This window comes from Sphingobium fuliginis (assembly GCF_004152845.1).
GTDB classification, from domain to species: Bacteria; Pseudomonadota; Alphaproteobacteria; order Sphingomonadales; family Sphingomonadaceae; genus Sphingobium; species Sphingobium fuliginis.
On record NZ_SEON01000002.1, the window covers coordinates 323,437 to 336,246 of the forward strand.

The window sequence follows — 12,810 nt, forward strand, 5'->3', positions numbered from 1 at the left end:
GCATCGCCGCCACCGGGGATTTTCGCCGGCGCGTCGGGGCAGGGCGCGATACAGGATATAGATCGTCCGCTATTGGACGCAGTTGCCAATGCAATAAGCAATAATGGGCAAGCATTACCCATTTTCGCAAATTGTCCCCCATGGCCGGTCCAGATTAAATTCCCGCGATGAGATCAAGCGCCCATGCAAAGCCTGCAATGGGCGCAGTCTGTCGGGGAGGAGAGGATGCGCCCTGCATGGACATTCCTGCCGCTCCCCTGGGCTCTCTGCATCGCCCTGACGCCGGCGGATGCGCAAGACGTCCGCCCGGATGAAGCGGTCCAAACGGCCCTGCTGGCAACACCTTTCGACCTCCGCGCCATGACGCCGGAACCGCCCGAGACCGGCAACAGGGTCCAGGGGCCGGCCGATCCGCGCATCCCGCCTCCTCCCGATCCCGTCATGGAAGGGCGTTACCATTCGCTGGGCAGCCGCATCGGCGCCGCCAGATGGGAGACTATCGGCCTGTTCGCCTATATCACCGCGACGCAGGCCTATTGGACCGACGGCACGACCCATTTCCATTTCAAGGATGAGGGCTGGTTCGGCAAGAACACCCATAATCTGGGCATCGACAAGCTGACCCACGCCTTCAATGCCTATCTCTTCGCTGAATTTCTGGGCGCGCGGATCGCCCGCAGGACTCATGACCGGGCGCGGGCGGCGGCGCCCGCGGCGCTGCTTTCCATGGGCCTCATGCTCTATGGCGAGCTGTGGGACGCGCATAAGAAGGACAGCGGCTTTTCGATACAGGACGTGGTCTTCAACAGCGGCGGCGCGGCCTTCTCGGTGCTCCGCCACACCGTGCCGGGGCTGGAGGAGAAGCTCGATTTCCGCCTGCTGATGATGCCCAATTCAGAGGTCTACAGCTTCAAGGGAAAGCGTCATTATGAGCAGCAGCGCTTCCTTCTGGCGCTCGAACTCTCCGGTTTCAGGGGATTGCGCGACAGCCCGCTGCGCTTCGTCGAACTGCAGGTCGGCTATCGCGGCAGGAATTTCACCAATGCCGACCGCGCCGCCGGAAGAGAGCCGGAGCGCGACATCTTCTTCGGCGTCGGCCTCAACATCAAGCAGCTGTTCTTCCGCGACAGCCGCTCGCGCCTGGGCCGGGCGATCGGCAGCGGGCTCAACTATTTCCAGCTTCCCTATACCGCCGCCTATTTCCATTGACGGGCAAGGGAAGCTGGAAGAGCGAACGGGGCGGATGCGCGCAGGCTGACCCGCGCCGCATCGAACCGCCCGGCCGCTCCTCCAGACTCCGCATCGCGCAACGCCGTCCGGGGGGAAGGACGGCGCTCAGCGCGACGCAATCAGGACCGGCCTGTCGCCGTCGGCCTGCGCCATCGTCCGGGCGCGGTGGTCGGTGCGCAGCCGGCGCAACATGGCGTCGCGTTCCAGCGCGTCGCTGGCGACGACGATCCAGGCTTCGAACCGGGACGAGGCGGCGATCTGCGGCGGCAGGGGCGTCAGCCGCCCCATCCGCTTCACCGCCCGCAGGGATATGCTGTCGACGGCGGGCGACGATGAAGGCTGGGCCAGCGAGACGGCTTGCGGCCGCCCCTCCCCGTCCAGACGGAATTCGACGCGGGTATAGCCGGTCGCATCCCGGTCGAAATTCTGATCGGCGGCGCGGCGGATGCTGCCGGTCAGCCGGGTCGCGGTCCGGCTCTGCCATTTTTCAAGGGTCATCTCCTTTTCGGGAGACGCAATGACGGTCAGCTGGTCGCCGGGCTGTCTGGCGCTAACCCCTGTCGACAGCAGCAGGGACGAGCAAAGCACCAAATATCTGGCACGCATAAGGGCCTCCTCTGCCAGGATAATGATGTCGTGGATTGCGGCTGCGGCTGTGTCTGACTGGCCGAAAGCAGCGCGAAGCTATATATTACAAAATCGATCCTGCTGGTAATGAATATAAACCAGCAATCTCATCGACATGCATAATATTTCACGATTGTGCCTTTGCGCCGGCGTGGCCGCATGGCTGCCGGGCGCGCGGCGGGGATGGCGGCCAACCCGTTGTCGTTGATCGGTTTTGGTGAACGGGACCGAAGCTCGCGGCGGCGACTCGGCCTTTCCCCGGACGTCCCGTCACCCCGAGCCGCTCCACAATATCCGTCCAGCCCGCCATCGCCCTCTCCAGGCTGAACGCTTCGATCCTGTTGCCCGGCAGGATGGCGCTGGCGGGTTCGATCTGGCCCAGCAGCGCATCCGCCATGGCCGTCGCATCCGCCGGGTCGACCAGCCGCCCGAACCGCCCGCCATCCAGCAGATCGGCCGCATTGCCCGCCGTGCGGGAGGCGACCACGGGAACGCCCACGGCCATCGCCTCCAGCAGCACATTGGGCGATCCTTCCCACCAGCTCGGCAGGACGAAGGCGTCGGCATGCGCCAGCCAGGGAAAGACGTTCGCCACCACGCCGGGCAGCGCCAGATCGTCCGCCATGCCCAGCCTGCGCGCCTGCTCCATCAGCCGGTCGCGCATCCGGTCCCGGCTCTCGCCCAGGATGATGAGCCGCGCCCGCCGGCTTTGCCGCAAGGTGGCGAAGGCGCGCAGCAGCGTCTCGAAATTCTTCTGCTTCGCCAGCCGGCCGATGGCGAGGATGACCGGCGCATCCTCGGTCATCCAGCCATGGGGCGCCGGACCTTCCGCCCTTGCGCGCGCCGCGGCGGCGTCGATGCCGTTGGGAATGACCGCGACCCGCCCCTCGCGCGCCGCCGCCGCGAAGGCCGGCGCGGCGGCCAGCGTCGGCGACACCAGCACGACCCGGTCGGCGTCGGCGGCGATCAGGCGGGTCATGATCCGCCGCTCCCACCCCGCCGATCCGCCATGCGGGGCGCCCGGAACGGCACGCACCATGTCGTTGCTGATGCGATAGACGCGGCGCAGGCCGCCAAGCCCCCTGCTGGCCGCCCAGGCGACGAAATGACCGTGATTGCCGGCGGAGATCAGCAGGCCCGGCGCGCGCCGCCGCAAATGGCGGTGCAGCGCGTGGATCGCGATCAGCTTTTCGATCAGGCGGGAGGCATGGCTTTGCTGGAGCAGCGCATGGTGGCGCACGCCCGGAACGCCCTCCCCACCGGGCGCGGCCGTCACCAGTTCCACCTGATGGCCGCGCTCCGCCAGGGCGGCCGCCAACAGCCGCGCATTGCGCACCACGCCGGTCGCCGCCAGGGCGTGGACGTAGAGGACGATCACCGCCGCGCCTCCGTTTCGATGGCGCGGGCCGTGCGCCAGCGTTGATCGGGCAAACGGTCGAGATGATGGCGGTATAATGCGCCCATGCGTCCGGTCCCGACGCCTCGCCCGCTGACAAGTTGCACAATGTCCGTGCCGGGGTTCCAGTTCCCCTCGATCAGCGCCGGTCCCTGCGCGGTCAGGCCGATGTCCCAGCCGATGACCGCGAAGCCCTCGCGAAAGCGCCGGTGCGCGGCCAGCGCCAGGGCCTCCGCCGCATCCCGGTCGGGAAGCATCATGCCTTCCAGCATCGCACCGGTGGCGGGGTGCCGGCCCGGACGAACCCGTCCCATGCCTCCGCGCCACGCAGCGCCGCAGCGCCCCGCATCGTCCACCGCCAGCACCAGATTGCCCGCATTGAAATTGTCGACCGGCCGCCCCTCCCCCGCCGACAGGCGCAAGGCCAGCGCGCCGGGCGACACCGGCTCCAGCGCCGGATGGGTGGCCAGCCGCTGCTGGATGACGCCGCCCCGCGCCCATTGCCGATGCAGCCGGGCGAGCAGCGCCGTTTCGGACAGGCGGCGATGGCCGCCGCGCCAGCGGTCCCCGTCCCGGACGAAACGCTCCACGCCCCGCCCCCTGGACGTGTAGCTGGGCTTGGCGATGATGTCATGATGGCGGCCCAGCCATTGCGCCAGCGCCTCCCGCTCCGGATCGTGGCTGTCCGGCGCGGGCAGGCCCGCCTCCCGCACCAGCCGGGCGAACAGGCGCTTGTTCTTGAGCGGGTTGGCGGCAAGCGGAAAGGCGCCCGGATTGAGCAGCCGGTGCAGCCCCTTGCGGTCGCGCATCGACAGGCCCTGGGCGCGCGTTGCTTCGCTCAGCATCGCCCGCTCGGCGCGGCTCCAGCCGCCCTGCCCCGCCTCCGCCAACAACCGCGCAAGGACCCATCGGCTCAGGCTCCAATGGCTGCGCAGCCCCCGGTGATAGGCGGCCATCAGCTCATTGTCGCCCGATCCGGCGGGCAGGGCGCGCAGGGTGAACAAGGCGGCTACTCCGCCGCCTGCGCCACCGCCATGCGGGCGTTCAGCAGTTCCGCCGCGACGGCGCGGGTGCGGCTGTTGTCGACGTCGATGGCGACCGCGCCGTCGCTCAGGATCACCGGCGCGATGGTCATGCCGAACCGCCGGGAAAAGCGGGCGAAGGTCTCCGCCAGCGTGCCGATGCCAAGGCGGAGACGGACGAGGTTCAGGAAACCGAAGGCGTTGACGATGCGCATCGGATGCTTGACGAACTGACCCCCCGACCGGAATGTCTCCGCAGCCGTCAGGGCTGCGCGGTCCTTCAGCCAATAGCTGTTGCAGTTGGAATAGCTGCCCTCGGCAAAGCGGTAGAATTTGCGCTGCCCCTCCGGATGGGCGGCCAGCGCGGACTCGCGCCGGGCGAAGGCGACCGCCGCGTCGGTTCCCGGCGTCCCGCATTGGCCCAGCATGTCGGCCACCGCTTCGGGCGTCAGCAGCACATTGTCGGCGGTGGTGATGAACAGCGGGAACTGCGCGCCCTGCGCGGCGGCAAGGATGCTGTCGACCAGATTGGGCCGCGCGGCCACCGGCATCATCCGGCCGCTGTCGAGCAGGCGGCGCAGCAGCGGTACGCCCGCCAGCACTTCGGGATCTTCGATGGCGACGCGGATCTCCCCGATCCCGTCGCTTGCCGCCAGTGCCGCGGCCACATGGGTCAGCATCGGGCTGCCGGCGACGGGCGCCAGGCATTTGTGCGACACGCCCGCTTCCAGCGCCAGCGGATCGGTCAGGCCGTCGCGCCTGCCCGCCAGGATCAATGCCGTCGTCATGCCGCCGCCCGGTCCGGCACGTCGGCCGACAGCCCCTGCCGCAACAGCCCCTGCCGCAACAGGCTGTGCGCGACGATGGTCTCGACCAGCGCGGGATGATCCACGCCCAGCGAACGGGCGGAACGCGAAATGGTCTTCTTCGACCAGAGATTGCAGGACAGGTTCAGTTCCATGAACAGCAGCGCATCGGTCGCCGGATCGTAGCGGAACTCGAACCGGCCATAGTCGAACGGCCAGAATTCGGGCAGCAGGCGGCGGGTCAAATCCTCCAGCCGCTCGCGCAGGTCGCGATCCTCGACCAGCACCAGCGGATCGTCGCCCGCATCCACCAGGCCGCGCTTTTCCTCATAGCTGCGCTCGCGATGCGGGTCGGCGGGGACGTACATCATCGGCGGCAGCACCCAGGGGGCGTTGCCGCTGCCGCCCACCACCGGCACCGCCACGTCCAGCAGCGGAGCCCAGGCCTCCACCAGCACGTCATGGCCCAGGTCGAACAGACGATCGGCATGGACCAGCGCCTCGGCCCAGCCGTCGACCATGGCCAGCCCCCAGGAGGCGGAGGATGCGTTCGGCTTCACCACCAGCCGCTCGGCCGCGAAAGCGGGGCCGCCGGGCAGGCCGCCGCGCCGGAAGAGCTGCGCCTTCATGGTCGGCACGCCGCGGGCGCGCGCGATCAGCTTGCTCAGATATTTGTCGTCCGACACGCCGCGCACGATCGGGCTGGCGCCCAGAAAGGGGACGTCGCGCCACGACAGCAGCAGGGGCGCCAGCATCTCGCTGTTCTGGAAGCCGCCGCGATTGAGCAGGGTGACGACGAAATCGGCATCGGGCCGTTCGAACAGGGCATCATAGCGGCTGGCGGCGGCGACATGGAGGCCGATGCCCTCCAGCGTGGAGCGCATCTCATGATGGTAGATGGCGTGATTGCCGTCCACTGCGTCCGGCCGCCCGCCCGCGCAGGCATGTTTGGCAAGGAAAAGGACGCGCAGCCGCGCCTTGTCGGCGGCCGGAATGCGCATGCAGCGGTCGGGGCTGGTCGTCATGCCACGACTGCTAACGCGGCTGCATGACGGCGCCTTGACGCTGGAGTTACGGCAGAGCGTCGGTCAGGAGACGACGGGATGACGGGCGCATGACCGCTTTGTTTCACCCCGCCAAAGCGGCAGGTCGCGCATGGCTGCGCAATCGGGAAGGTGCGACGTCATGTCGCCGCGATGCCCAGCCCCACCGCTTCCGCCACCTTGATGCCGTCGATGGCCGCGGAAAGGATGCCGCCCGCATAGCCTGCCCCCTCGCCCGCCGGATAAAGCCCCGCGACATTCAGGCTCTGGAAATCCCTGCCCCGCGTGATGCGGATGGGGGAGGAGGTGCGCGTCTCCACCCCCGTCATCACAGCGTCCGGATGGTCGTAGCGCGCGATCTGCCGGCCGAAGACCGGGATAGCCTCGCGGAACGCCTCCAGCACGAATTCGGGAAGGCAGCGCGACAGGTCGGTCAGGGTGACGCCCGGCTTGTAGGAAGGGACGACCTCCCCCAACCCGGTCGAGGCGCGGCCGGCAAGGAAATCGCCCACCTTCTGCCCCGGCGCATGATAGCTTTCGCCGCCCGCGACGAAGGCCATGCTTTCCCAATGGCGCTGCAATTCGATCCCCGCCAGCGGCCCGCCGGGATAGTCCCGTTCCGGATCGATGCCGACGACCAGCCCTGAATTGGCGTTGAACTCGGCCCGCGAATATTGGCTCATGCCGTTGGTGACGACGCGCCCCTCCTCGGACGTCGCGGCCACCACCCGCCCGCCGGGGCACATGCAGAAGCTGTAGACCGTCCGCCCGTTGGCGCAATGATGGGCCAGGCTGTAGGCCGCCGCCCCCAGCACCGGATGCCCCGCGCAACTGCCATAGCGCGCCCGGTCGATCCAGCTTTGCGGATGCTCGATCCGCACGCCGATGGAAAAGGGCTTCGCCTCGATATGCACGCCCCGGCGGTGGAGCATCTCGAAGGTGGGCCGGGCGCTGTGGCCCACCGCCAGCACGACATGGTCCGCCTCGATGAAGCCGCCATCCGCCAGATGCAGCCCGCGCAGCTTTTGCGTGCCGTCCGCCTGCCGCTCCAGCTCCAGTTCGTCGACCCGGTGCTGCCATCGATATTCGCCGCCCAGCCCCTCGATCTGCCGCCGCATCGCTTCCACCATGGAAACCAGCCGGAAGGTGCCGATATGCGGATGCGCCTCGGTCAGGATGTCGTCGGGCGCACCGGCAGCGACGAATTCCTCCAGCACCTTGCGGCCCAGGAAGCGCGGGTCCTTGACGCGGCAATAAAGCTTGCCGTCGGAAAAGGTGCCGGCCCCGCCCTCTCCGAACTGCACATTGCTGTCGGGGTTGAGTTCGGCCCGCCGCCAGAGGCCCCAGGTATCCTTGGTCCGTTCCCGCACCACCTTGCCCCGGTCGAGGATGATCGGCCGGAATCCCATTTGCGCGAGGATGAGGCCGGCGAACAGCCCGCACGGACCCGCGCCGATCACGATGGGGCGCTTGCCCGACCAGCCCGGCGGCGCACTGGCCACGAATTTATAACCGGTGTCCGGGCGCGGGCGGACGTCATGATCCTTCGCGAAGCGCGCCAGCACGCCCGCCTCGTCGGCCAGTTCGACATCGACGGTATAGACGAGCTGGATCGCATTCTTCCGCCGCGCATCATTGCCCCGGCGCACGACGACATGGGCCAGCAATTCCTGCGGTTCGAGGCCCAGCCGCTCGCAAATGGCGGCGGGCATAGCCCCGGCGGGATGGTCGAGGGGCAGTTTCAGTCCGGAAAGGCGCAACATCCGCCTGCCCCTAAACCTATTACCGAGTCGGCTCCAGTGCTGTTAGAAGCGGGCCCTTAGCCCGCCATAAAGAGCCCGCCTTTCGATCGGATAGAAGATCGCCCGGCTCGCAGGCGTCAGCTTCGAATAGTCGACCACGGCGCTGATGTCCCCGACCGCCCGCTCGCCGGTCAGGTTGCGCGCATCGAGGAACAGGGTCAGCCCCTTCCGCACTTCCGCCTGCGCTCCCAGGTTCAGCGTCGCGTAATCGCCCACCCGCTTCGTGTTGGCATAGTCCACCCAGGCACCCTGCGGCAGCCACTCGACGGCGGGCGAAATGCTCAGCCGCTCCGTCCCCAGCTTCAGTTCCGCCCGGTAGAAATGGCGCGGCGCCACCGGCAGGCGGTTGTTCCCGAACTGCGCATCGCCCCGGAAGCGGAAATCGCTATATTGATAGACTTGCCGCAGCGTCGCCCAAGGCGTCAGCGTCAGGTCCAGTCCTGCCTCGACGCCCTGATGGCGCGTGCGGCCCGCATTGAAGGTCGCCGCCGGAATGGCGCTGTCGCCCGCGCCATATTGCAGCATCTCGCCGCGAAGATCGGCCCGGTAGATGCCGATGTCCCAACGGGCTATGCCCAGCGTCCCGCGAGTGCCGACCTCCGCTGTCCATGCCTTTTGCGGCTGGAGCGGGACGAAGCCGACGGCCAGCGTATCGAACTGCGTCTGGCCAAGCTCGATAAAGCCGGGCAGTTCCACCGACCGGCTATAGTTCGCATAGAATTGCACCGCCTGCGCCGGCTCGACCAACAGCCCGAATTTCGGCGCGAAGGCGTCAAAGGACGCATCCCCGCTCCGCGCCGGAGCGAAGCGGTTGTCCAGCCGCCGCTCGCCATGGGTGTAGATGCCGCCCGCGATCAGCCAGAGCCCCGCAAGCGGCGCGATCCGCGCCTCGCCATAGCTGTTGATCGTCTGCGCCCGCGCCTTCTGATAGGATGTCGGCGCCCCCGCCCTGCCGTTCGCATTGACGAACTGCCGGAACCGGCCCTGCCCGAAACGCGCCTGCGTGCCCAGCGTCAGCCCGACCGGAATCCCGCCAAGGTCACCAGCCAGGTCGAGGCTGGCAAAGACCCCGCGATCCTCCGATTTCTGGTCCACGACCTGATAGATCGGATGATCCAGCGCCTTGGCGTTATAATAGACGCCGAACGCCAGCTCCCCGCCATCCAGCGCCACCGTGGTGCGGTTCTGCAAGCGGATCGAATCGATGTTGCGCGCCTGATCGCCAGTAAAATTGCCCTTCGCCGGATGATCCAGCGCGTCGCTTTCATTAAGCGCGCCGGACAACTTCTGCCGGATCGTCTGCACGCTGGCACAGAAGCGCGTTTCGACCCGCTCACTGAGTTTCAGCCCGACATTGCCGTTGAAGCGCAGCGCCCTGCGCCGTCCATGGTCGCGGTCGCCGTCGGACCGGTCGGCGGTCACCGCGGCCCAGGCGTCGCCCCGCGCGTCGGCATGGCCATAGGCCGCCTTCGCCCGCAACGTGTCGAACGACCCGCCGTCGACCCGCATCTCCACGCCCGGCGCCGTGCGCCCGGTCGGCGTCACCGCATTGATCGCCCCGCCCAGCGTCGACCCGCCCAGCCGCAGCGCGTTGCCGCCGCGATAGACCTCCAGATGCTGGAAGACCTGCGGGTCCAGTTCCTGGAAGTCGCCATTGTCGTCGGCCATGTTGATCGGAATGCCATCCTGCAACAGCGTCAGCCCGCGCATATGATAGCCGCGCGACAGGCCCGACCCGCGAATGGAGATGCGCACCTCTTGTCCGAAGCGCGGCTGGGTGTAGACGCCGGGCGAGAAGCTCAGCGCATCGCGCAGGGAGATGGCGAGCCTGTCCTCGAAATCCCCGGCCGACACCACGTCGACGCCGCCGGGGGTGCGGACGACTTTCGCCGCGGCTTCCTCCACCACGGGGCTGGCGGTGACGATGATCCGGCTCTGCTCGGCCTCCTCGGCCAAAGCGGGAGCGGACAGGGAACAGGCAAGCGCGCACAGCGAGACGCCGCGCGAAACGGAAAAGACTGGCATGAAATGATAACCTTACTGAAAAATCGCGGAAAAATGGCGGATTTTCAGAAGGCGGGCGGCCCCGAGGAGGGCGGCGGCGGCGCGGCCAGCCGCGCGATCAGCCCGGTCTTGAGCGCGAAGGCGATGGGCCCGAAACCAAGCTGCCAGGCGGGCAGGGGCAGATCGGCCAGAGCCAGCGGCGGAACCAGCGGCTGCACCGATGCGGCAAAGGGGCAATGCTGCTGCCCCGGCGCACCGTCGTCCGGACGATGCCGGCCCGACTCGCCATGCCGGTCGAAGGCGCCCCGGTCGACCACGACATTGACCGCGCCCTGCCCGGTGCAGAGCGTCACGACGACGCCCCGTTCGGTCCGCACCGGCATGAAGCCCGAAGGCGCGACAAGCTGGATCGCGAGGACGAGCAGGGCCAGCGCAGCCAGCAGGCCCCTTGCCGATTCCGATCGTCTGACTGCCCCCATCATGGCCCAGGCCCTAGCGGCGGCGGCCCGCCCTGTCACTAGGACAAAAGGGCCAGGGGCCGCACACTCACCTTGACGTAAACGTAAAGCACCGTTACATCAGCCGGCATGGACAAACACACCAGTATCGCCGGTATCGAACTGCCCGATCACAGCGACCGGCAGTCTTATACCATCACCGACCTGTCGGAAGAATTCGGCGTCACCGCCCGCGCCCTGCGCTTCTACGAGGATGAAGGGCTGATCGCCCCGGAACGGCAGGGCCTCGCCCGCATCTATTCGCGCCGCGACCGCGCCCGCCTGGCCTGGATATTGCGCGGCAAGCGGGTCGGCTTCAGCCTGTCCGACATACGCGAGATGATCGACCTCTATGACGCCGACGAGGAGCATGAGGAACAGCGCCGCGTCACCATAGAAAAGTGCAGGGCGCGCATCGACCTGCTCACGCGGCAGAAGGACGACATCGACGCCGCCATAGCGGAACTCTCGCAGTTCGTGACCGTCCTCGACAGATAATCCCCCACCAGAACAGAACCGTCCGGAGAAGATCATGCCCAGCTATACCGCCCCCGTCCGCGACACCCGCTTCGTGCTCGATCACATCGTGGGGCTGGACCGCTACACCAACCTCCCCGGCTTCGAAAATGCGTCGGCGGACCTGGTCGACGCGATCCTGACCGAAGGCGGCAGGATCGCCGCCGAAGTCCTCTTCCCCCTGAACGCCGTGGGCGACAGGGAAGGCTGCACCCGCCACCCCGACGGCAGCGTCACCACCCCGACCGGCTTCAAGGCGGCCTATGACGCCTATGTCGAGGGCGGCTGGACCACGCTGCACGCGCCGGCCGAATATGGCGGCCAGGGCCTGCCCCATGTCGTCGCCACGGCGGTCAGCGAATATATCCTCTCGGCCAATCACAGCTTCGAAATGTATCATGGCCTGACCAGCGGGGCGGTGGCCGCCCTGCTCGCCAAGGGCAGCGAGGAACAGAAGCGGAAATATCTGCCCAATATGGTGTCGGGCAAATGGACCGGGACGATGAACCTGACGGAGCCGCATGCCGGCACCGACCTTGGCCTCATCAAGACCAAGGCGGTTCCGAACGCCGACGGCAGCTACGCGATCAGCGGCACCAAGATCTTCATTTCCGCGGGCGAGCATGACCTTGCCGAAAACATCATCCACCTCGTCCTTGCCAAGACCCCCGGCGCGCCGGACAGCAGCAAGGGGATTTCGCTGTTCGTGGTGCCCAAGTTGCTGGTGAACGAGGATGGATCGCTGGGGCAGCGCAACGCGGTCTCCTGCGGATCGCTCGAACACAAGATGGGCATTCACGGCAACGCCACCTGCGTCATGAACTATGACGGGGCCACCGGATGGCTGGTGGGCGAGGAGAACAAGGGCCTGGCCGCCATGTTCATCATGATGAACGCGGCGCGGCTGGGCGTCGGCCTCCAGGGCCTGGGACAGGCGGAGATCGCCTATCAGAACGCCGCCCATTATGCCCATGACCGCCGTCAGGGCCGCGCCCTGACCGGCCCCAGGGACCTGGAGGAAAAGGCCGACACGCTGTTCGTCCATCCCGACGTCCGCCGCATGCTGATGGAGGCGAAGGCGCTGACCGAAGGGCTGCGCGCGCTGATGCTCTGGGGCGCGCTCCAGGTCGACCTTTCCCATCAGGCCGCCACCGAAGAGGAACGCCAGGCCGCCGACGATCTGGTGCAATTGCTGACCCCCGTGATCAAGGGCTATGGCACGGACAAGGGCTTCGACGTCACCGTCATGGCGCAGCAGGTGTTCGGCGGCCATGGCTACATCTGGGAAAATGGCGTCGAACAATATGTCCGCGACGTCCGCATCGCCCAGATCTACGAAGGCACCAACGGCGTGCAGGCGATGGATTTGGTCGGGCGCAAGCTGCCGATGAACGGCGGCCGCGCGCTTCAGGCCTTCCTGAAGATCGTCGCGGATGAAGTGGCGCAGGCCAAGGGTGACGAGAAGCTCGCCGGCCTTGCGGAGGCGCTGGAAAAGGCGAGCGGCCAGCTTGGCGCGGCGACCATGTGGCTGATGCAGAATGCGATGAAGAACCCCGACAATGCCGGGGCGGGGGCGGTGCACTATATGCACATATTGGGCATCGTCGCGACCGGCCTGATGTGGCTTCGCATGGGCAAGGCCGCGGCGGCCCTGCTCGCGGCGGGGGAAGGCGACGCGAAATTCCTGGAAGCCAAGCTGGTGACCGCCCGCTTCTTCGCGGAACGCATCATGCCCGACGCCGGCGCGCTCCGCCGCAAGATCGAGGGCGGCGCCGACAGCCTGATGGCGCTCGACCCGGATATGTTCCTGGCGGCCTGACCGCCGGGGCAGGCAAGGCGCTCCATCCGGCCCAAGCCGGACGGAGCG

At 67.6% G+C, this 12,810-nt stretch carries 11 protein-coding genes; 3 read left to right on the plus strand and 8 right to left on the minus strand.

Annotation, left to right across the window (positions count from 1 at the left end; genetic code table 11):
• Window positions 1-183 precede the first annotated feature (183 nt).
• Window positions 184-1,209: a DUF2279 domain-containing protein gene (locus EWH10_RS06445; RefSeq protein ID WP_229742478.1), complete on the plus strand. Its 1,026-nt coding sequence runs from the start codon at window positions 184-186 to the stop codon at window positions 1,207-1,209.
• Window positions 1,210-1,335: 126 nt separating this feature from the next.
• Here EWH10_RS06445 and EWH10_RS06450 read toward each other — a convergent pair whose 3' ends face one another.
• The 8 genes from EWH10_RS06450 to EWH10_RS06485 form a co-directional block, all read right to left on the minus strand.
• Window positions 1,336-1,836, minus strand: a complete 501-nt coding sequence (locus tag EWH10_RS06450) for an energy transducer TonB family protein (protein ID WP_025548772.1) — start codon at window positions 1,834-1,836, stop codon at window positions 1,336-1,338.
• Between the two features lie 148 nt (window positions 1,837-1,984).
• Window positions 1,985-3,235: a glycosyltransferase gene (locus EWH10_RS06455; protein ID WP_084694378.1), complete on the minus strand. Its 1,251-nt coding sequence runs from the start codon at window positions 3,233-3,235 to the stop codon at window positions 1,985-1,987.
• Entirely contained in the window at window positions 3,232-4,257 is a 1,026-nt protein-coding gene (locus EWH10_RS06460) for a sugar-transfer associated ATP-grasp domain-containing protein (RefSeq protein WP_065846216.1), read from the minus strand. The genes EWH10_RS06455 and EWH10_RS06460 overlap by 4 nt, the downstream gene beginning before the upstream one ends.
• 5 nt (window positions 4,258-4,262) lie before the next feature.
• Complete coding sequence (locus tag EWH10_RS06465; protein ID WP_065846215.1) at window positions 4,263-5,063, minus strand: nucleotidyltransferase family protein; 801 nt, start codon at window positions 5,061-5,063, stop codon at window positions 4,263-4,265.
• Window positions 5,060-6,106: a D-alanine--D-alanine ligase family protein gene (locus EWH10_RS06470; RefSeq protein WP_025548776.1), complete on the minus strand. Its 1,047-nt coding sequence runs from the start codon at window positions 6,104-6,106 to the stop codon at window positions 5,060-5,062. The genes EWH10_RS06465 and EWH10_RS06470 overlap by 4 nt, the downstream gene beginning before the upstream one ends.
• Before the next feature lie 158 nt (window positions 6,107-6,264).
• On the minus strand, window positions 6,265-7,887 hold the full coding sequence (locus tag EWH10_RS06475) for an NAD(P)/FAD-dependent oxidoreductase (RefSeq protein ID WP_044661633.1): 1,623 nt from the start codon (window positions 7,885-7,887) through the stop codon (window positions 6,265-6,267).
• A gap of 42 nt (window positions 7,888-7,929) precedes the next feature.
• A complete protein-coding gene (locus EWH10_RS06480; RefSeq protein WP_044661632.1) occupies window positions 7,930-9,951 on the minus strand; it encodes a TonB-dependent receptor family protein in 2,022 nt (673 codons plus the stop codon).
• Window positions 9,952-9,995: 44 nt separating this feature from the next.
• Entirely contained in the window at window positions 9,996-10,412 is a 417-nt protein-coding gene (locus tag EWH10_RS06485) for a hypothetical protein (protein ID WP_044661631.1), read from the minus strand.
• Between the two features lie 105 nt (window positions 10,413-10,517).
• Between EWH10_RS06485 and EWH10_RS06490 the strand changes: the two genes are divergently transcribed.
• Together EWH10_RS06490 and EWH10_RS06495 are read left to right on the plus strand one after the other, a co-directional pair.
• Window positions 10,518-10,925: a MerR family transcriptional regulator gene (locus EWH10_RS06490; protein ID WP_025548781.1), complete on the plus strand. Its 408-nt coding sequence runs from the start codon at window positions 10,518-10,520 to the stop codon at window positions 10,923-10,925.
• A gap of 34 nt (window positions 10,926-10,959) precedes the next feature.
• Window positions 10,960-12,762, plus strand: a complete 1,803-nt coding sequence (locus EWH10_RS06495; protein ID WP_044661630.1) for an acyl-CoA dehydrogenase C-terminal domain-containing protein — start codon at window positions 10,960-10,962, stop codon at window positions 12,760-12,762.
• Window positions 12,763-12,810 lie beyond the last annotated feature (48 nt).